This is a genomic window from Terriglobales bacterium, from assembly GCA_035561515.1.
Classification (GTDB): Bacteria; Acidobacteriota; Terriglobia; order Terriglobales; family Acidobacteriaceae; genus DATMXP01.
Genome location: DATMXP010000045.1, coordinates 12,637 through 33,750, shown reverse-complemented (window position 1 = coordinate 33,750; position 21,114 = coordinate 12,637). Strand labels below are relative to the sequence as shown.

14 protein-coding genes are annotated in these 21,114 nt (G+C 56.3%); 7 read left to right on the top strand and 7 right to left on the bottom strand.

The window, feature by feature from the left end:
• The first annotated feature begins 77 nt into the window (after positions 1–77).
• From thiC to VN577_20535, 4 genes are all read left to right on the top strand, one after another.
• Positions 78–1,547 (top strand): phosphomethylpyrimidine synthase ThiC, encoded by a 1,470-nt coding sequence (gene thiC / locus VN577_20550; protein HWR17231.1) that lies wholly within the window; start codon positions 78–80, stop codon positions 1,545–1,547.
• A gap of 139 nt (positions 1,548–1,686) precedes the next feature.
• On the top strand, positions 1,687–3,786 hold the full coding sequence (tkt, locus tag VN577_20545) for a transketolase (protein HWR17230.1): 2,100 nt from the start codon (positions 1,687–1,689) through the stop codon (positions 3,784–3,786).
• A 97-nt stretch (positions 3,787–3,883) separates the two neighbouring features.
• Positions 3,884–4,825, top strand: a complete 942-nt coding sequence (locus VN577_20540) for a tetratricopeptide repeat protein (GenBank protein HWR17229.1) — start codon at positions 3,884–3,886, stop codon at positions 4,823–4,825.
• A gap of 112 nt (positions 4,826–4,937) precedes the next feature.
• On the top strand, positions 4,938–5,276 hold the full coding sequence (locus VN577_20535) for a hypothetical protein (protein HWR17228.1): 339 nt from the start codon (positions 4,938–4,940) through the stop codon (positions 5,274–5,276).
• Between the two features lie 67 nt (positions 5,277–5,343).
• Here the strand turns inward: VN577_20535 and VN577_20530 are convergent, their stop codons facing one another.
• From VN577_20530 to VN577_20515, 4 genes are all read right to left on the bottom strand, one after another.
• The gene (locus VN577_20530) at positions 5,344–5,793 is read right to left on the bottom strand and encodes a hypothetical protein (GenBank protein ID HWR17227.1); all 450 of its coding nucleotides are present in this window, start codon (positions 5,791–5,793) and stop codon (positions 5,344–5,346) included.
• Positions 5,794–6,327: 534 nt separating this feature from the next.
• Entirely contained in the window at positions 6,328–7,128 is an 801-nt protein-coding gene (locus VN577_20525) for a class I SAM-dependent methyltransferase (GenBank protein HWR17226.1), read from the bottom strand.
• Positions 7,129–7,132: 4 nt separating this feature from the next.
• Positions 7,133–8,719 (bottom strand): alpha-L-arabinofuranosidase C-terminal domain-containing protein, encoded by a 1,587-nt coding sequence (locus VN577_20520; GenBank protein HWR17225.1) that lies wholly within the window; start codon positions 8,717–8,719, stop codon positions 7,133–7,135.
• A gap of 320 nt (positions 8,720–9,039) precedes the next feature.
• Positions 9,040–10,935, bottom strand: a complete 1,896-nt coding sequence (locus tag VN577_20515; protein HWR17224.1) for a hypothetical protein — start codon at positions 10,933–10,935, stop codon at positions 9,040–9,042.
• Between the two features lie 852 nt (positions 10,936–11,787).
• On the opposite strand from VN577_20515, the gene VN577_20510 reads away from it, so the two are divergent.
• Together VN577_20510 and VN577_20505 are read left to right on the top strand one after the other, a co-directional pair.
• Positions 11,788–12,291 (top strand): PEP-CTERM sorting domain-containing protein, encoded by a 504-nt coding sequence (locus tag VN577_20510; protein HWR17223.1) that lies wholly within the window; start codon positions 11,788–11,790, stop codon positions 12,289–12,291.
• 172 nt (positions 12,292–12,463) lie between these two features.
• Positions 12,464–14,725: a hypothetical protein gene (locus tag VN577_20505; GenBank protein ID HWR17222.1), complete on the top strand. Its 2,262-nt coding sequence runs from the start codon at positions 12,464–12,466 to the stop codon at positions 14,723–14,725.
• A gap of 90 nt (positions 14,726–14,815) precedes the next feature.
• On the opposite strand, the gene VN577_20500 is transcribed toward VN577_20505, so the two are convergent.
• Positions 14,816–15,277 (bottom strand): hypothetical protein, encoded by a 462-nt coding sequence (locus VN577_20500; GenBank protein ID HWR17221.1) that lies wholly within the window; start codon positions 15,275–15,277, stop codon positions 14,816–14,818.
• Positions 15,278–15,819: 542 nt separating this feature from the next.
• On the opposite strand from VN577_20500, the gene VN577_20495 reads away from it, so the two are divergent.
• Positions 15,820–18,876: a TonB-dependent receptor gene (locus tag VN577_20495; GenBank protein ID HWR17220.1), complete on the top strand. Its 3,057-nt coding sequence runs from the start codon at positions 15,820–15,822 to the stop codon at positions 18,874–18,876.
• Positions 18,877–18,984: 108 nt separating this feature from the next.
• Here the strand turns inward: VN577_20495 and VN577_20490 are convergent, their stop codons facing one another.
• Both VN577_20490 and VN577_20485 read right to left on the bottom strand, forming a co-directional pair.
• On the bottom strand, positions 18,985–19,344 hold the full coding sequence (locus tag VN577_20490) for a hypothetical protein (GenBank protein HWR17219.1): 360 nt from the start codon (positions 19,342–19,344) through the stop codon (positions 18,985–18,987).
• A gap of 63 nt (positions 19,345–19,407) precedes the next feature.
• A complete protein-coding gene (locus VN577_20485; GenBank protein ID HWR17218.1) occupies positions 19,408–20,733 on the bottom strand; it encodes a hypothetical protein in 1,326 nt (441 codons plus the stop codon).
• Positions 20,734–21,114: the final 381 nt, after the last annotated feature.

The following is a 21,114-nucleotide window of genomic DNA, read 5'->3' as shown; positions in this document are numbered from 1 at the left end:
CAAGTGTCACCGGTCCATGTGACTTATACTTACGCAGCGTATAATGATGGTTTTTATAGAGCTAAAGGGGATTTTCAATGACGAACCCGAACGGAAACGGCAATCTCGCGGGCAGGGAATCCGGCTGGATTCAGAGGCCGCGTGCGGAATGGACAGCAAAGCGCCGGGCGGAAGCCGAACGCATCGGCGACCATAATTTCTCCCAGATGCACTTCGCTCGCAAGGGCGTGATCACCGAGGAGATGCAGTACGTCGCGCAGAAGGAATTGATTTCTCCAGAGACCGTTCGTGACGAAGTGGCTGCCGGCCGCATGATCATCCCGGCCAATATTAACCATCCTGAACTCGAGCCGATGGCGATTGGCATCGCCGCCAAATGCAAGATCAATTCCAACATTGGAAATTCCGCCGTTACCTCCAACGTAGATGAAGAACTGAAGAAGCTGCATACGTCGGTCCACTACGGCGCCGACACGGTGATGGATCTTTCCACCGGCGGCGGCATTCATGAAATCCGCGAAGCTATTCTTCGCCACTCGCCGATTCCGGTTGGTACCGTTCCGATTTACGAAGCCATCGCCCGCGTAAAACGCGTCGAAGATCTGAACGCCGACATCATGCTCGAGGTCATAGAAGAGCAGGCGCAGCAGGGTGTGGACTATATGACTATCCACGCCGGCGTGCTCATTCAGTACCTGCCGATGATCTCCAAGCGCATCACCGGCATTGTGAGCCGTGGCGGCGCAATTCTGGCGCAGTGGATGGCCCACCATCATAAGCAGAACTTCCTGTACGAGCGCTTCGACGACATCGTAAAAATCTTCAAGAAATACGACGTCTCCTTCTCGCTCGGCGACGGACTTCGCCCTGGCTGCATCGCCGACGCCAGCGACGAAGCCCAGTTCGCCGAACTCAAGACGCTCGGAGAACTGACCGCAAAGGCCTGGAAAGAAGACGTGCAGGTGATGATCGAAGGCCCCGGGCACGTGCCGATGGACAAGATCAAGGACCAGGTCGACAAGGAAGTCGAGTACTGCTTTGGCGCACCGTTCTATACACTCGGCCCGCTCGTGATAGACATCGCGCCTGGGTACGACCACATCACATCCGCAATCGGCGCCGCCATGATCGGCTGGTACGGAGCCTCGATGCTCTGCTACGTGACGCCGAAAGAACACCTCGGGCTTCCGAATGAGAAGGACGTGAAGGACGGCATTATCGCGTACAAAATCGCGGCACATGCTGCCGATGTTGCGCGTCATCGTCCCGGAGCGCAGGATCGCGACAACGCGCTCAGCTACGCTCGTTACACCTTTGATTGGGAAAAGCAGTTTGCCCTGTCACTCGATCCGGAGACGGCTCGGTCCATGCACGATGAGACGTTGCCCGGTGGCGACTATTACAAGGCTGCGTTCTGCTCGATGTGCGGGCCGAAATTCTGCTCCATGAACTATTCGTCCAAGATCGACGAGTTCAACAAAAAGGTTCATGGCATCGAAAAAACCGATTACTCCGAGTTGGTGGACAAATTGGTGACGCTGAAATAGCGCCGGATTTCGGGCTAGAAGTGGGAATGACAGCCGCGCGATTGTGCGGCTGTCGGCGTTTTGTGGCGTCGGTTCCTTGCGTTTGACGCGACCGTCATATACAAAAAGGCGATTACGCATTCATAGAAAGGTGAACAAGATGTCGAACAGTGCAGGCGAATCACGCGTGGGAGCAACCGCGAATATGGTGGAAGCGAATACCGCTTCCGCTGCGAAACGTGGACCGACGAGCGAAGATAAACCAGGCGAGAAGCTCGAACTGCAATGCATCAACACCATCCGCACGCTCTCCATGGATGCCGTCCAAAAGGCAAACAGCGGCCATCCGGGAACGCCGATGTCACTGGCACCGCTCGCCTATGTGATCTGGGACCGTTATCTTCGGCACAATCCGAAGAACCCGAACTGGGCGAATCGCGACCGCTTCGTCCTCTCCAACGGGCACGCCTCGATGCTGCTTTACTCCATGCTGCATCTCACCGGATACGACCTGTCTCTCGATGAAATAAAAAACTTCCGGCAGTGGGGATCCAAAACGCCCGGTCACCCGGAATATGGACTGACGCCCGGAGTTGAGACCACCACCGGTCCACTCGGACAGGGTTGCGCCAATTCCGTGGGTATGGCGATCGCCGAGCGTTGGTTGGAATCGCAGTTCAACAAAGACGGCCAGAAGCTCATCGACTATCGCGTGTATACCATCTGCGGCGATGGTGACCTGATGGAGGGCATCTCGGGCGAGGCTGCCTCAATCGCCGGACACCTGAAACTCTCGAACCTGATCTGGTTCTATGACAATAACCGCATCACCATTGAAGGCAACACCGATCTGGCCTTCTCGGAAGACGTAGGAACGCGTTTCCTTGGTTACCACTGGAACGTGCTGCGCGTGAGTGAAGTCAACGATCTCGCCTTGCTGGACGTCGCCATCAAGACTGCGCAAAAGGAAACCGAGCGCCCGACCCTCGTTATTGTCGATACCCACATTGCATGGGGCGCGCCCAACAAGCACGACACTGCCGCAGCACACGGCGAGCCGCTCGGAGAGGAAGAGATTCGCCTTACCAAGAAAGCGTACGGCTGGCCTGAGGACGCGCACTTCCTGGTTCCGGAAGAAGTCCGAAACTATATGGGCAAAGCCGTCGATCGTGGGCAGAAATGGGAAGCCGAATGGAACCAGAAATTCTCGGAGTACAAGAAGGCGAATCCGCAACTTGCCGGGCAGTTTGAACTCATGCAGCGCGGCGAATTGCCGTCCGGCTGGGACAAAGATCTGCCGACGTTTCCGGCGGATGCGAAAGGCAAAGCGACGCGCGAAACCAGTGGTGTGGTTCTGAATGCGGTCGCCAAAAACGTCCCATGGCTGGTTGGCGGAGCCGCCGACCTTGCGCCTTCAACGAAGACCTTGATTAAGGAGAGCAACTCGTTTGACGCGGACAATTACCACGGACGCAACTTGCACTTCGGTATCCGCGAACACGCGATGGGCGGCATTCTCAATGGCATGGCCCTTTCGAAGCTGCGTCCTTACGGCGCTACGTTCCTCATCTTCTCCGACTACATGCGCAATACACTACGCCTGGCTGCTCTGATGGATCAGCCCGTCATCTTCATTTACACGCACGACTCCATCGGCCTCGGAGAAGACGGGCCCACGCACCAGCCGATTGAACAGATCATGTCCATTCGCGCGATTCCTCGCATGATCGATTTGAGACCAGGCGATGCTAACGAGGTAACAGAATGCTGGCGCGTTGCGATGCAACAGACGCACACGCCGGTGGCGTTGATCCTTTCTCGCCAGGCGATACCGACGCTAGACCGATCCAAGTACGCGAGCGCAGCAGGAGTCGCAAAGGGAGCCTACGTGTTAGCGGATTCGAAGGACCCGGAGATCGTGCTGATCGCGACCGGCTCGGAGGTACAGTTTGCGGTCGCCGCTCACGAGCAACTGGTAGCCGAAGGGATTCGGAGCCGAGTGGTCAGCATGCCGTCGATGAAATTGTTCCAGAAGCAGTCGCCGGAGTACCGCGAATCGGTGATTCCGTCGAAGGTGCGGGCGCGCATCGCGATTGAAGCCGGCACAAACCTCGGCTGGCGTGAATTCGTCGGCTTTGACGGAGTGATCATCGCGCGCAGCGACTTCGGTGCTTCGGCTCCGCTGAAGGAACTCTACAAGCAGTTCGGGTTCACGGCGGAGAATGTAGTGAAGCAGGCCAAGATGCTGTTAAAGAAATAGTCTCGAAGGTCGATTTGGGGCGTCGCCTTTGGGCGACGCCCTTTCTGTTCATCCCCTCCGCTACACGAGCGTCGCGCCGGCAGCTATAATCCCGCCCATGAAATTTGCTCCTGGAATTGCTCTAGGGATGGCCATGGTCCTTGTGACTATGGTTTGTGTGGCGCAGGCGGCCCCGCCGCAAACGTCGGCTCCATCTGAACCGGCTCTTGAACTCGTTAAGCAGGGAAGAAAGCTAAACAGCGAGGGTAAACAGGATGAAGCGCTGAAGCTGTATCAGCAGGCGCTTGAGAAGAACCCGAATCTCTACGAAGCTCACCTCGAATCCGGTATGGCCCTCGATCTCAAGGGAGACTACGCCGAAGCCCGCAAGCACCTGGAGAAGGCGATTGACTTGGCTTCACCGGAGCAGAAGAATCGTGCGCTGCGCGTCATGGGCGTGTCGTACGCGTTCGAGCGAAAAGCGAAGGAAGCCGAAAAGTACCACAAGCAGGCGTTTGACTCTGCCCTCGCGAAAAACGACTTCGAAGGTGCAGCCGGCGTCGCCAATGAACTCGCTCGCATCATGCTGGAGTCGGGTGACATTGACGGCGCTGACAAATGGTACCGGCTTGGTTACAAGACTGCCCTGCGGAAGCCGGACATGAAGGACACGGACAAGGCACTCTGGAAGTTTCGTTTCGAGCACGCGCAGGCGCGTATCGCCGCCCGTCGAGGAAATAAGGCAAAGGTCCAGGAAGATGTAGCGGCCGCCAAAACCGCGCTCGAAAAGGCCAACAATCCCCAACAGGCTGAATTCTTGCCCTATCTCACGGGGTATGTTGCCTACTACGGTGGCGATTACAAGAACGCTATTGCCGACTTGGAGAAAGCAAATCAGCAGGATCCATTCATCCTGATGATGCTGGCACAGGCGCACGAGAAAGCCGGCGACGCCGTCAAGGCGAAGGAGTACTGGCAGAAGGTGATGGCCAACAACAGCCATAGTCCGGTGAATGCTTTCGCGAGACCCGAAGCTGTTAAGAAGCTGAAAGCCAGTTAGCCACGAACCCTCCTGTTGTCGCACCCATGGCGCGCTCGATGATAGCGCGCCTTTTTCTTTCGCCCGCCTTGTGCCGAGCCCGTATACTTTTCGACCTCAAGGAGAGACATAGATGAATAAACGGCTAACAGCGCTGTCTTGCATCATGGTCTTCATCGCTGTGTTTGCTTGTGCTCAGGAAGGCTTCCAGACTGCGAGAGTCGTGTCCTTCGAAAAGCTCGCGGCCAGCGTACAGCATCCCGAAAACTCCGACCGCTACAAAATGTCGATGCGCATCGGCGACATCCTCTACATGTGCGAGGCGAGCGGTCCGGTGAAGACCTTTATGGACTGGACCATCAACAAAGAACTACCGGCGAAGGTGGATGAGAAAGCCAAAGTAATGACCGTCCAGAACTTCGACGGGCAGATGATTGAGCTCAAGATAAAAGGGAAGAAGCAGCCGAAGTAATTTCGGCGCACCAAAAAATCGGGCCCACTTTTTACGGTGGGCCCAGGGGGCTAAACAGGGGGTAAACTTAAAAGCCGTTCGCGACCGTTTCGCCATAGCCAAGATTCGTGGCCATCTGGTCGAGCTTCGACGCATCGCCGCGGGAGTACTTGAATTCAAGTCCTTGGCGGTTGCCGGCCACGAACAGGTCGCGGACAGTACGTAATCCAATTGCATCCGGGCTGTTCAGCACGACCTCAGTTTTCGCATCCGTACTGCGCTCCGTCGGAACCATGTGGAAGTAGCCGATGTACCGGTTATTGTCAGCCGATCGAATCAGGACCGTGTTGACCGCGGACCATGGGTCCATCACGTGGAACACATAATCTCCGGAAGCGAGTACCTGGCCGGGAACAGCAACCGGGTGATCAAAGTGAACTTTTACGTTGTCTACGGCCTGGGCATTCGCCGGGACCGCTATGTACGTCATCGCCAGGACGGCAACGAACACTGCAGCAATTCTCATTACGCGGGACATAACAATTTCCTTTCTGAGTGCGGTCATATCCGCACGCGCACGACAGGAGATTGAATCCTCCTGAGTTGATGTTTCTGAGGACAGTGCGATCAGGAATTGCTAGGCGGCGGCCGCGAACAAGGCAGCGCAAAATAGCGTGTCGTATAAGAAGAAAGAATCGCAACGCCTTGCTGTCTGCTTATCAGCACGAGCGTGACCATCGTCAGTACTTGCGGGATCAGAATCTGAAATGAGAGCGTGCACAAAGTGCAACCGACTTCCGAGCCGGTTTTCTCAAATAGCTGGCAGGTATGCGTGAGGTGAAGAATTCCGGCTGCAAGGATCGCAACGCATATCAGCGAAGAAGTGATCCAAACGATCTTGCGCGATCCGTGCATCTTGCAACCTCAATCGCTTTAACACTCCGACTTTTCACAAGTCGCGCACGGATTCGTAAAGAGATCGTAAAGCAGATTTGCTCCGTAATACGGCACTGCGATTGCAGCGATCTCGAATTGTCCTAAACAAGAAATGAAGTCCGCTTAAGCGCACAGTTCAGTCGGAGATGTGTTGTGCCCACAGCCATTCCTGCGCGCTTCGCAATTCGCTGACTGCCTGAGCACGTTTGTCAGGCGGAAGGGTCTTCAGTTGCTCGTAATCGCCACGGTTGTCGCCGTTGAAGCAGATGATTTCCACTCGGTGAGTCTGCGCAAAACGAAGCATGAAGATCGGCTTCGCGTCGCCATGCAGTTCGATCAGAAGATCGGCGTGTCGAAGTTCGGCGATTACTTCCGGGGTGAAAAGCGAAACTTCATAGCCTTCACAATCGGAAAGGAGAAACGGGCGTCGGTATGCGCGAGCAATCTCGATGAGAGCGTTGGCGTTGCACCAGGAACGGAACTCGATCCGATCCTCGACTCGATTCTCTCTTGCCATTTCTCGCGCGTGCGCAAGTTCAATCTGTTCGGCGTCGAAGGCAATGACCTTGGCCTTTGTTGTTAGCGCAAGGCCTGTCGAGTAATAGCCTTCCGCGCACCCGACATCCACGATGACGTCGTAGTCACCTTGCTGAACCTGTGTAACGACACCGTGCAGTTCTCGCTCGTAGCATCCGAGGAGCTTTGGAATTACGATGCGATGACGTGCTGCAGGCAGCGTGTAGCGCATGCCCCTGAACGGGCCATGTTTCACTTCGAGGCCATTGTGCGCAATGAAAGTGTCCGCGAGCGCGATGAAACCCTCATTGCGAAGATATTGCACCTGATGGCGTCGCGAGCGCTCGGCCATCAAGGGTGCAAGTATTCGATCCGGGACGACCTTTTCTACAACCGAACGTAAGGCCCTGAGCAATCGCACGCGTTCATTGTACCGAGACGACTGTTACGGACGCGGGCGCCAGTTTCAGAGACAGTGCTCCATTTTGTATCTTTATAGAGAAGCGTTTTGGCGAAACTGTTTCGGGCGCATCGAAAGTGTTCACGCTGTCCACCTTCGGGGCCGACAGAGTTTCGCCACTCGCTGCCTTGCCGCCGACATTCGCCTCGATTTCGAGCGTCTGGTTTGGATCAAGGTTCGTGATGGCCAGCCACAGTTTGCCGGATTTGTCCTTGGCCGCAATGGCATCTGCGCGCGGCAAAGTGATCTCGCCGTGTTTGTAGATCCCAGCGTCGAACGCGACAGGAATGAAAGTGGAATCCTGAAATGGCACATACATCTTGAATACGTGATACGTCGGCGTAAGAACCATCTTCTCTTTGTCGGTCAGGATCATCGCCTGTAGCACGTTGACCATCTGCGCGATGTTGGCCATGCGCACACGGTCGGCATGACGGGCGAAGATGTTCAGATTCAGGGCTGCGAGAACGGCGTCGCGCTGGCTGTTTTGCTGAATCAGGAAACCTTCCTTTGTGCCGGGCAATTTCTCGTACCAGGCGCCCCATTCATCGACCACGAGCGCGACCTTTTTCTGCGGGTCGTACTTGTCCATGATGGCCGAATGAGTCTTGATCAGGTCATCCATCTCCAGGGTCTTTTTCAGGATCTCGGCATACTCAGTTTCGCCGAACCCGACAGACTTGTATGCCGGCGGCCATTTGATCACCGTGTAGTTGTGCATCGAGAGCCCATCGATATCCCAACTCCACGTATGCTTCTCGTACGCCTTCATGATGGTTTCGGTCCATTCGGTCCAGCGAGGCTCGATTCCACCCGGCCCGACAGCGATCTTCAGCATCTTGTCTTTTTCCTGCTGCGCTGGATTGAAGTTGCGGACAAAGCGGCTGTAAATCTTGAGTTGATCCAGGTAGTACTCGGGCGTCATGTTTCCGCCGCAGTCCCAGCTTTCATTGCCTATCCCGAGATATTTGATCTTGTACGGCTGCGGATGCCCATTCGCCGCACGCTCTTTCGCGAGCTGTGTCGGCTGATTCGTGGTGAGATATTCCAACCAGTCCGCCGCTTCCGCAGGAGTACCCGACCCGACGTTCACGGAGATATAGGCTTCGGCGCCGATTTGGTCCGCGAAGTCCATGAACTCGTGCGTGCCGAAGGTGTTCGGTTCAATAACGCCGCCCCAGTTCGGATTGAGAGTTGCAGGTCTTTGATTGAGTGGGCCGATGCCTTTGCGCCAGTGATATTCGTCGGCGAAGCATCCGCCGGGCCATCGAACGTTCGGGACTTTGAGCTCCTTCAAGGCAGCAACGACGTCATTGCGAATCCCGCGCGTGTTCGGAATCTTCGAATCCGGCCCCACCCACACACCTTCGTAGATCCCTAGCCCGAGGTGCTCGGCAAACTGGCCGAAGAGGTTGCGATCGATCGTCGCCCCCGGACGTGAGGTATCGACTGTCAGTTTGACGGCTTGCGCCACAACATTCGTGGTGAAGGCCAGGCTCAGGGTGAGAACGATTAAGGCTCGCGTGAACCCGTAAGGGCGAGGTAGAGTCATTCGATTTCTCCACGGAACAGCCTGAGTAAACGATTACTCTATCAGCTTCAAAACCGATGCGAGTAGTGCAGAGTGCAAGGGCCATTCTGTGAACGGAGATCCCCGAGAAGGTTTACGCACGAAGATGGTGTGTGCCGGGAGTCGTCACGCTCAAGCCCGCGTGGCCTGCTGAGGTCGAGTGTGGCCTTTCGGCGACTCCCGGCTCTACCTTAATGATGCCTCATCTGGAGTTTGGATTCAGTGACAAGCTCCGACAATACGCCGCAAAAAGAGGCCCGCTCGTGTAAGCGGGCCTTCTGCACAGCACAACAAGTTTGCGGTTAGTACTTAACGGTTGTAGTTGGGCTCCAGCTTCCGCCGGCGCCAGTGGCGCCATCAGTCGTGCAGTGGAACCTTACGTTAAGAGGATCAGTGGTATCGGTGCTGGTGAAACCCGGTCCTGCCGGATTTCCGGCTCCCGATGTGGCTTGTTTTCCCAACGCGCTGAAGTAGCTGCTCTTCGCAAGTCCACCACTGCAAGCGGCTGTCGAGATGTTCGCCACCGATCCCTGATAGGTCGACGTGCTCTTCTGATTCGGTGATGGGTACCAGGCGTTGTCGAGGGTAGGGATTGAGTAGGACTGGTCAGGCAGCGGAACGGTCAGCGTATAGGAGCTGCCATCCGGACAGGAGATATCCGTCTGGACCGTTGCTCCGGCCACGTCGATTGTCGCGTCCGGGTGAGCACCGTCCAGGTAGAGGCCATATCCCGCCAGAACGTTATCGCCCACACCGATGTCGAGCGGCCGATTCATGAACGCGACCAGCGTGCCGTTTCCAGGATTCCAATCGCGCGGGAACTTCGGATTGTTGCTCCCCCACCACTCGATCCAGCGAGCGTAGTCGAACGACCCATATGGATGAACCTGCACATCCGTTGTGACTGACGTATCGCCGAGGAGGTATTTGTCGACGAAGGCCGCAATCGCAGGGTTCTGAGAGGTCGGCACCTGGCAATGTCCGTGTCCGCCATCGATGACAAAGCCAAACCGGTCTCCGATACCAAGCGTGTTGTAGACCTTCTGTGCTCCACGGGCTGCAACGTAGTTGGCCTTGTTTGAGAGCCAGAGGAAATCGGTGTTGCCGGTTTCCAACAGGGCGCGAGGCGCCACCATGGCTAACAATTCGTGATGGTCATACGGGAGTTTGTACACGTTGTTGTCGCTGAACTCGAACAACTGTCCAGCGAACCAGTTGTGATCGGTGCGTGTCAGGCTCTCGACAACACGGGTGGCCTCAATCTCTTGCGACACACGCCACGCTGTTGCGCCACCGCCACCGCTTTCCTGGGGAAGCGTAAGGGCAATCCGTTCATCGAGCGCCCCGGAGAAGAGCGCCATCTTGCCCGCATAGGAGCAGCCGGTTACCGCGATGCGCTTCAGGTCGATGGGCAGCGGATTGACCGACTGATGCGTGGCGATCTCGATGCCATCGATGAGTCGGCTCACGCCCCAGGCCCAGGCGGCGTACTGGCCCGAGTTGCTCGTCCCACTGCACGATGTACCAGCACAAAGTTCAGGATACATCTGGTAGAACGGGTCGCCCGAGAAGTTGCATGGTGCAAAGAAACAATAGTTGGTGACGTCGTTATGGAAAAAGTCGATCGTCGCGATCGGGCGCGTCGAGAAGACGCTGGCCGGCATGCTTCCATAGTTCGGAATTGGGGGAACAAAGAACGGCGGGAATGCGAGCGACATAGGAATTAACACGGGGTATGGTCCGTTGCCCATTCCCTGCGGAATGTAGACGCGAGAGTTCAACGTAACCGTTTTGCCGTTGCGCGTAACGATCACCTGCAGCGTTCCGGCGTTCGATCCTGCCGCCGCTGGGGTGTAGGTAGCTGCGATCGCGCAGTCATGACAATCAGGCTTCGGGCCAATCTCGTACTTCTCGATGGCGGCTTTCACTTCGTTGCGCCGCCTCTCCCAGTTGCTGAAGGAGGTGTCGTACGTTCCGTCATAAAAACGGAACGGATCTGGTAACGGGCGAATAATCGGTAGATGGGCGAAATCCGGGAAGCCAGGCGCCTGGAAAGCCGCACCTGTGTTCTCGACGTTATAAACCAAAGGAATGCTGTCTTGCGCGAATGCAGGGACTGCCAGAGCCGATAAGACCAGCAGTATTACAGCCGACAAGAGTGGTGTGACGCGATGAAAGGTATTTTGGACCCTGAACATGATGATTCTCCTGAGTTTGTTCTGTATGTATGTCCTGATTTCTCTTGAACGGAAGGGAGTGCTCTTGCAAGGGCGGTTCGGACGCGTAACGCGTGTAGGAAGCATGGCAAAGCCAGTTGCACCGTCGCGGCAGTAGTTGCGGTGAACTTCGTGCAGGGAGGGGAACTGCTTCGCAAACCTGTACCGTCAGAGTTAGTTCATGGTCTGAACTATCCGGAGTGGCCTGGTTCACGTGAGGCTCCCTTAGGAATTTGGCGTCAGTGGCGAAGCGTGCTCAGCGCGTACCGCAAGTTAGCGCTCCCGTCGGCTTGCAACGGAGCTGCGCAGGTCAGAAAAAAGAAATGTTCTAACCGAGATGGCGAACAATCGTTTAGTTCGCGCCGGAAACTATATGCATGTGATCCATTGCTGTCAAGCACTGATATGCGTCCAGGCGACGCTCGTTTCTGTCCGCGAATGGCGGCCGTAACGCCGAGGGTTAGCTTAACCGTGTTGGTGCACGGGGATCACGCGAGAAAGAAAACTTTTGTTCCCACGAAGTGCAAACATTGTTAGTTTGCCCGTCACAAATCGGTTGCAAGTTGTTGATTTCGCTCTCGGCGACACTTGGAGCGGTAATTGCAAAATCGATTTAGACGAGCACCCTGTCGGTCGCGGTATCCGACCCAGATTTGTATTTTTCGGTTGACAACGAGAAACAAAGGTATAGTCTTTCGCACTGTTTAATTTGGGTATCAAACTAAAGCACGCGGGACCGAACCAACGGGGCAGTTCGCACTACAGCAGGCCATTCGCAAGCGACAAGCGCGCGAACCTGCATTCACTTTGGAGAAAGAAACGACAGGGAACATTATGAATCGCAAATCGATAGTGACTCTCTTTTTGATGGTGCTGATGGCGGGTGTGGTGCTTTCGGCTCCTCTTGCGCGCGCCGATAGCCTGACGTTTGTGCTCGACCCGCAACCGGCGCTTATCTCAACCGGAACCACTCTTTCCTTCACCGGCACGATCACGGCACCTGGTGCGAATGTTGGCCCGGTATATCTGGACGGGATCTCGATCGTCACGTCGCCAGCAGGGTTGTTGTTTGACGACACACCGTTCTTCGCGAACACTCCGCTGTTCCTGAATCCGGGTGATTTCTTTTCTGGTGAGTTGTTCACGGTGACCGCTGGGCCGAACACGCCAGGAACGACGCTGTACCTGGTGCAGGCGTCGATCCTGTTCAGCGATGCCGCAGGCGCGTCCGATGCAACGTCCTTCCAATCTGCCAGCTTTATGGTTCCGGAACCGGCAAGCATGCTGCTGCTCGGCATGGGCCTGGCCGGGTTGGGCTTGGTCCGCCGTAAACGTTAGAAGCAGGCGGTCGCGGTTAACGGTCTCCCACCGCCGTTCAAGAAAGTATGAATGAAGGCCTTAGGACCGGAAATCGCGAGTCTATTTAGTTGTGCTGTCAAACAAAATCTGTTCTCTCGTCGCGAGCCGTGTGCTCGCGGCTTTGGGCCCCGTAACCCAAAGAGGAGCAATTATGAAAGGTCAGCATCACCCTGGAAGTACTGCAGCTCATGTTTTGCTGATGTTGCTGCTGTTCGTGTCAGCTGCGGGCGTGGCAGCGTTCGCGCAGGATTCAATCCCCCTCGTTTACAACGTCGAGAATACAGGTGCGAGCTTCGAGGCACCAGCGTTCCCGGATTTCGCTCATCTTCCGATCATCCGGCCGTTGCCGGACCCGTTCGTCTTTTTCGCGGACGGAAGGCGCGACACCTCGTTCGCAAGTTGGGAACAACGGCGCAACGAGATTAAGGCGGCCATGGAGAAGTACGAGCTTGGCCCCAAGCCTGATTGTCACGATTGCACCATCACAGCCACTTACACGCCAGCCACGGCGCCAACCCGTGGCACGCTTGTGATCAACGTTACCCGAAACGTTAACGGCGCCGATGTCACGGCAACCATCACGACTCGCTGCTACATTCCAAGCGTAGCGGCGCCCGACGGCGGTTTCCCGGCGATTATCCCGATGACCGGTTCTGCCGGCAGCTCAAACCTGGGTACGGGCAGCCTTGGAGCATCGGTTTTCACCGGCCTGCCGATCGCAAGTTGTGATTTCCCGCATAACTCGACCACGACATATGGCGGGGCCAGAAGGACTGACAATTTCTACAAACTCTATCCCGAGTTTTGCGCGGGAATGGCAGCAGCGTCGAATTGCAATGCAGCCAACGGTTTCCCCGATGGCTCAAATTCGGGGCAGTATGCCGCTTGGTCCTGGGGCGTGAGCCGCGTGATTGACGGCATGAAGATCGCGACCCAGCAGGCGACGAACCCGCTGCCGATCAACATGAGCAAGCTTATGGTGACCGGTTGTTCGTATGCCGGGAAGATGGCTCTATACGCCGGCGCTTTCGACGAGCGCATTGCTCTCACGGTCGCTCAGGAAAACGGCGGCGGTGGAGCACCGGCCTGGCGTACCTCGACCCAGATTGAAGCCGAGAATGTGGTGGAAAACCTGGACCACACCGACACCAACTGGTTCGGTAGCCAGATGTGGAAGTTCTGGGGCAACGATGTCTACAAACTTCCGCATGACCATCACGAGTTGATGGCGATGGTCGCTCCCCGTGCGCTGTTACAGACGGGCAACACCGATTACTTCTGGCTTTCCAATCGCGCCAACACGATCTCGTCGCGCGCAACCCAGAAGATCTACGAGACGCTCGGTATTGGAGACCGCTTCGGCTTCTTCATCGACGGCGCACACGGCCACTGCTCGGTGCCGGCAATTCAGGTGCCGGTGATCAACTCTTGGGTACGCAAGTATTTGTTTGATGACGCTACTGCAAACACGGAGACCAAGGTCACGCCGTTTAACAACATCGACGCGGCCCGTTGGACGGATTGGTGGGGCACCAACAACCCGGTCTTCCAGAACGATTGGGTCCCGGGAGACGCCACCGTAGTTCTCTCCACGCCCGGTCCCCAACTGCCGATCAATACCGGTGACACGCTTTATGCCGGGTACGAAGTCTCCATGCCGGGCAATCACCAGGCAGCAACTATAACGGTGCCGGTAGGTTCGCAGCCCACAAGCACTTACTTTGGGCCGTATGGGCAGTGGCAAGGCGCAAGCGTGCAGGCGGACGTATCGTGTCCGGACGGCACTTCTCGGACCTTGACGGTCATGATGCCGGAGCAGTCCTACGTTGTCGACGCTGGTGACAACGCCTGGCATCCGGGACCCGGCCAGAACTATCAGAATTCGCTGATCAACAACGCGGCCACCGCTTGCGATGGCGGTATCGTGAAGAACGTTGTTTTCACCGCGCTGGGCAAACAAGCCACTCGCGGTTCTGGCAATGCTGCCGGACCCGGCTTCATCAGCACGAACGTTGTGGATCCGCTGCTTGTCCGGTATCACTACAGCGTTGGTGCTCCCGATGCCGGCGCGGCTTGGAGCGAACCGGAAACGGTCACTCCGGTCAAAGCACAGATCACGATTACGGCCGTGCTGACGAAGAACACAAATGGAACTTATCGAGCGGCCCTGACCGTGAAAAACAACGGGACCGCAACGGTGCGTGCGATCCGAGTGACCGCGGCGACGCTTGGCGGCGTAAGCGCAACAGGCAACCTGCCGTCACCAGGCGACCTGCTCCCGGGCAGCATCAAAGCGACCACTTTGACCTTCCCGGCAACGGCGGGCACGTCGGGTACACCGTCCGTGCTGAGGATTATGGGAACGTACACCGGCGGATCATTCTCGAACTCGCTCCGCGTGGTAATTCCTTAACATAATTAAGGACCGGCGAACCGGTCCTTTTTGGCAGCGAAGGTGCTGGGCGCAGAAAGGCTCAGCACCTTTTCTTTTGTCTCGCTCTGATTACGGTTTAGGCGTTTGCGTCTGTGGCTGAGCGGAGGTACCGGAAGAACACGTGGTGGTTCCTTTGCCAATCCTGCTGACGTTGATGGTCTGGCCGGTCTTGCCCGATCCTTGGATGTCGCCCATCACTGCCACGGATTCGCCAACGTGCGAAGACAGCACGGAGACGTTCGCGTTGGCGGGGAACTTCAAGTTGTAGGTTGTGCCGGCGTTGTCGGTCAGCGTGTATCCTCCGTTGCTGCCGCCGAGGCAGCCCTGAGTGATCGGCGCGTCGGACATCGGGGTTTGCGATCCCGACGTGGCACCCGATTGCGACTGAGTCGCTCCGGTGCTTCCGGATTGAGTCTGTGAGGGAGTGGCGCCCGGGGTAGTACTGCCGGGGTTGGTACTGCCGGGGTTCTGGGCCACTGCCCATGTGAACGTTGCGATGGTGAAGAGACAAACGGCTAAAGTTCTTCTCACGGAAAGCCTCCATAAATTTCTGCGACCCTCCCGTGAGTTGAAACTGGTCTCCCGGCAGGAATTTGCAGTAAGTTGAGGCTTAGAGACAGGGGAGGTGCCTCGGGTTTGCCCGCATTCGAGAATGACCGGAGGCTCAGGCCCAGCCCACATGCCCCGGGGACGAAACCTCGGATTACGATACGATGCATTCTCTCCCTTTTCATCAGCGCTACATACCTCGGCACATATGAAAAGTGGTATTTCGCCAATTAAAATCTCCATATTTCCAGAGCTTGGCGGCATCTCCGCCTTAGCACTGATCCGGCGATTCCCTTAGATTCAGCGAGTTAGCATGGACCGTGGGTCTGGTCGCAGAATTGCCCCGACCTTAGGGACCGGTCTGTTCATCGTGGGGACGAATAGACCATTCTCGGGGAAAACTGCCCGGGGCCAAATACACGTACCGCGAAGCCGCCGCCAAGCCACAACTGCGAGGCGATGCGACTCACGATCCAAACCGATCTACATTTCGAACCGATCCACCTCCAGGAGGAAGTGAAGTTATGAGGAGATATTTGCAGCTATTGTTGCTATCTCTGCTGATTGTTTTTGGTACCGCAAACGTTTTCGCGCAGGCTACCGCGAGCGGTACGATCCAGGGAACGGTTGTTGACGAATCGCAAGCACTGGTGCCCGGCGCCACTGTGGTTATTTCCAGCAAGTCGACCGGTAGTTCACGCACAGTAACGACTGATGAAACAGGGCATTACCGTTTCGATCTGCTTTCAGCCGGCAAGTACTCGGTGAAGGTCACGAAACAGGGTTTCTCGTCACAGGTGCAGAATGTGGAACTGCTCGTGGGCCAGACGGCGACGGCCAATGCCACACTGAAACCCGGCGCCATTACTGAGACGGTGGAGGTGACGGATGTAGCCCCGATCGTAGATGTGAACAAGACCAGCGTCAGTCAGTCGATCACCCCGCGCGAAGTTGAAGAACTGCCGCTCGTGGGCCGCGACGCCGCGAACCTTGCTTATCTCGCTCCCGGTGTAAAGGCCGCCGATTCCTACGATCCAACCAAGTCGCGGTACGCCGTCATGTCGGTGAACGGCAGCGATGGCCGCAACGTGAACATGACCGTTAATGGTATCGACAACAAGGACAACACCGTCGGCGGACCTGTGATGCAGCTTCCGCTGGAAGGCGTACAGGAATTCCAGATCAGCACGCAACGTTTCTCGGCTGAGAACGGACGCTCTCAGGGCGCCGCAATCAATGTCATCACCAAATCCGGCACCAACAATTATCACGGTTCAGTGTTTGGGTTTTTCCGTGACGCTGCACTCAACGCCGACGAAAAGCAGGCCGACGGCAAGGGCGGACAAGATAAAGCACATCCTGACTACAGCCGGCAGTTCTTTGGCGGGTCCATCGGCGGACCGTTCATTAAGAACAAGCTGTTTGGATTCTTTACCATCGAACGTGAACGTGAGAGCCAGGGATTGACGGAGTCTGGTAATGCTCTTACGGAACTCACCCTGGCTGCGAGTAACGGCCTCGCGGCGCAGCCGGCTGCCACGATTCCGCGCCCGTTCTATGAGACCCGTTACAACGGGCGTATGGACTGGACGATCAATAACCACAACACGGCGTACGTCAGCTACAGCTCGCAGGCGAACAACAGCTTGAACGACCAGTCGGATGGTACCGGCGACCTGACGAACGGAAACTTTACGGTCAACCACCTGCAGGTCGCGAATATTACGCTGACATCGCAGATCTCGAACACGATGGTGAACCAGTTCACGGCCGGATTTCAGTACTGGAACAACCTGATCGACAGCAGCATCAGCGCTCCGCTGGTGGTGTTCCCGAGCGCCTCGTTCGGCACCAACACCAACGTTCCGCAAAATTCGGTTCAGCGCAAGTGGCAGTTTAAGGACGACATTTCGAAGACGATCGGGAAGCATACCCTCAAAGCGGGTGTGGACTTTATCCACACTCCGGTTCAGGGCGGCTTCTTTAAGTTCAGTTCGACGCTGGAAATTGACTTCAACAAAAATCCCAGCGCCATCCTTGCAGATCCGGCGACATATCCGCAGGGCTTTGCCACTCCCGGTCTGATCACCGGCATGTCTTATGCCACCGGCGACCCGACGTTCCTGGTATCTGCCAAGCAACTTGGCTTCTACTTCCAGGATGATTGGAAGGTCACTCCTCGCTTGAACCTGAACCTCGGCCTGCGCTGGGACAAAGACTGGAACGCGCTTGGCGAGTCCGACGTTCTCGAGAACCGCACGTATCAGGTGCTCAAGGCCAACCCGAACCCGATCAGCGACCCATTCGTCAACAGCCTGCCGCACAGCTATAACCGTGCGTTCAGCCCCCGCGTCGGCTTCTCGTATGACCTGACCGGCGCCGGCACTCACGTGCTTCGCGGCGGCTTCGGCTTGTACTACGGCAACACTTTCCAGAACATCCCGTTGTTCATGGAACAGCAGGCGAACCCGACGATCTTCCAGACGGTGTTGAGTTTGTCCGCCAACGATGAGGTCCCTGGAACCGGCGGCATTACCCTCAACAACTGGCGTTACGGAGTTGATCCTATGCCAACTCTGCCGGGTCCCTCGAGCACGTTGGCTCCACGCAGCGTAGGCCGCTTGATCGATCCCCGTTATCAGCCTCCTGTCTCGGAAGAATTCAACATCGGCTACAGCTGGGCGGTGAATCCGGCCTCAGTGGTCGAAGTTGAGTACACTCACGTGCTCGGCCTTCACGAAAACAAGACCATCAATATCGGTCAGCGTGTTTCGCAAGGCCTCAACTCTGCCGGCGACGACGTGGTTCTGGTACGTCCTCTGGACCAGTACACCGGGAGCCAGTTCTCCAGCGTGCGCGTGGAAGAGTCGATCAACCGCAACCGGTACGATGGCGTTAACTTCAGCTATCGTCAGCGCATGAGTCATCGCTTCTCGCTCAATGCGAACTATACGTTGGCTTGGGCGTACGGTTATGACGGCGGCGGCGGACCGAACACCATCTTCCGCAACTACGCCCGCGATGGATATCGTCCGCTGGACCCGGTGGAATGGGGTCCTTCGACGAACGATGAACGCCATCACGTCACCGTTAGCGGCCTGTTCGAATTGCCCTTTGGTATGCAACTCGCCCCGATCATGCAGTTCGGTTCGGCGCGGCCGTATCAGTTGAGCAACTCGGATAACCCGCTCAACCCGGGCGGTGGAACGGCTACCGCTGTCTTGGTTCCGAAGAGTAATCCGAACGATTACTTTGCGTATGCAAACGACGGCGCGGCGGCGCGTATCTGCTATTACGTGACCGGCGATTGCAGGATCTCGGATTATGCTCCGGTCCGCGGCGATATGTTCTTCCAACTCGATATGAGCTTGGCGAAAACCTTCAAGATTGGCGAAAAGGCGAACCTGAAGTTTGTGGCGCAGGCCTTCAACCTGACCAACCGTGCAAATTACGGAAACAACTTCGGTGGAGATGTCGCCGATCCGGATTCCTTCGGTCATCCAATAGGCTTCATCAACCCGAGCAGCACGTACATCCCGCGTTCCACGTGGGGTGAGTTCGGTGTTCGGTTTAGCTTCTAGTTCGCAAAACAAAGGGGCTGGCTTATGGGCCAGCCCTGAAGCTGCTATCGAGCCCTACCTGGTTGGTGGGGCTTTTTTTATGCCCCGAGGTTCGAGGGCGTGGTTGTCTTACTTCGCCTGCGATGCCGCAGCTTTCTCCTTCGCCAGTAACTGGTCCATGGTTGAACCCGGCGTTACGGGTTCAATCAATGAAATATTTCGAGCGTTGATGACGGTATAAGCAGGGGCGTTTGGCACCCTGCTCCTGCTGATCAGCATGTTGGTAGTTTTTGAGGGATTATTAGGATCTCCGGCCGGGACAATCGACACAGCGAACGCTTCCCGAAGTACAGGATACTCGGTGTCCAGCCCCTCCAGTTTGCCTATCAGGACTTCACCATTGGAAAGGATGACGACCTGATACGGCGTGTCGAACTTTGGGGTCTTGTCTTTGAGGCCCAGGCGACTGCAAGAAGTACCTGCTGCCATAAGAAGCAATAACAGCAGGAGTCCAAGAAGCGATCTACCGCGACTAGTTGTCTTGACCAAGGTTCACCCTTTCTTTGTTCTGCGACGGAGCAAGCGCGCCGTTGCAAGGAATCCCGTACCGAGGAGAAGAATCGAACAAGGCTCGGGGACGATTTGCACCTGGAACGGTGTGCCCGCAATAACGTCGAATCCATCCAGATTGAAGGAGTTGTCGAAGACGCTAATCTCTGGGAGCGGGAAATTGTTGGACCACTGGGCCAGCGGGCCCAGACTCAAGAATCCCGGAATCTCCGCATACAAAATACTAACGTCGTAGCCCGGCGCCAGGGAGATGCCGGTCTGATTGCCGAATAGAGCAGAGCCGTAATAATACGGCGTGATGGTGTACATGCCGGTGTGCTCCGCGGCACCGATCGCGCCACAGCCCATGCCCATGTAGCACCAGACGTCTTCGCCGGTTTCCTCGACGTGCAGCCTGACTGCGACGCTCGAATCCATGGAGAAGTGTTGGTTAAATAATGTGTCAAGTGTGGCGCTGGCACTCAAAAGTGACCAGTTGATGACACCGCCGAGGCTGCCCGAAATTGGAATTCCAACCGCACTCGCAACCACCTGCGCGAGGTCAACGCCGACGTTGGCAACGTCGGTAGATGCGACGGCACTGATGGTTTCACCTCCAGTGGCACTGGCCCCGTTGATGGAGGGATTAAACGAGAAGCTGACCGGGCCCACGCTCCCACTCATGCCGACGTCCAATCCGAGGATGCGCAGTTCGCCATCATTATTGCGATTCACCGCGAGCAGTTCCTGGGTGAACCCACCGTTGAACAGAACGCCCGATGTGCCAGAGCAGTCAACCACATAGCACACCTCGGCTGAACCGGATGCGTAGAAGTTGGCGTAAAAGTCGGTGTACGCTCCGGCGGTTGGACCGGTCGCGGAGAAGCTCGTGGTTCCCAGCCCTATGGCAGCCGTTGGCGTAAGGCTTTGGCCGACGTATACAAAGTTCGGCGCGCTAACGGTTGCGTTGAACGGAATGGCCGCGTCGACAGAGCCGCCGTCGACGTGTGCTCCGATCCGCAGTCCAATGTTACCGGAGAGATACAGCGAAGCTTCGGCGCCGGCACACGCACCGAGAAAGCAGCCGATATCCCCAATGCTCGGATTCGCAGAGAACGTTGTGCCAAGGTCCTTGTAGTAGTCGTATGAGAATGCAGTTCCAGAGCTCCAGATGCTCTGATTAGTGGTTTGGAACGTGCCGCTTGTTGAAGTTTCACCCGCTACTGCGGGCGAAATTGCCAAAGCAATGAATGCAAGAAGCGCAAGTGGAATGAACAGAATCTGTCGCTCACGTCCGTGGAGACAGAGTTGGGGCTTAGGGTTCACCATGGATTTCCTCCCAGAGGCTTGAATAACCCGTGTGGCAAGGTGGAATAGGGACCCACAACAAACGGAGCAAGCAGCTCACCAAAACGAAACGATGGAGGTAATTAATCAGAGAGTTATGTACGGTTCTTGGTGCTCTGGCGCGGGATGCTAGGACCACAGCACGATTCGCCATTCCCTAATTGGGAAACGTGTGAGTGAAAATGTGGAGAATGGCACATTGGTGAGCCATTAGGGTGAAACCAAGTTGCGTGAAAGTGAAAAAGATTGCACAGAAGAATGAAAAACCCGATCCACTTGGGCTTTTCCAACAGGACGAACTGTCGATCGCTTGCTAACGGGAAGGTTTGACGTTTGCCCGTTCTCGTGATGGAGAGAAATGCA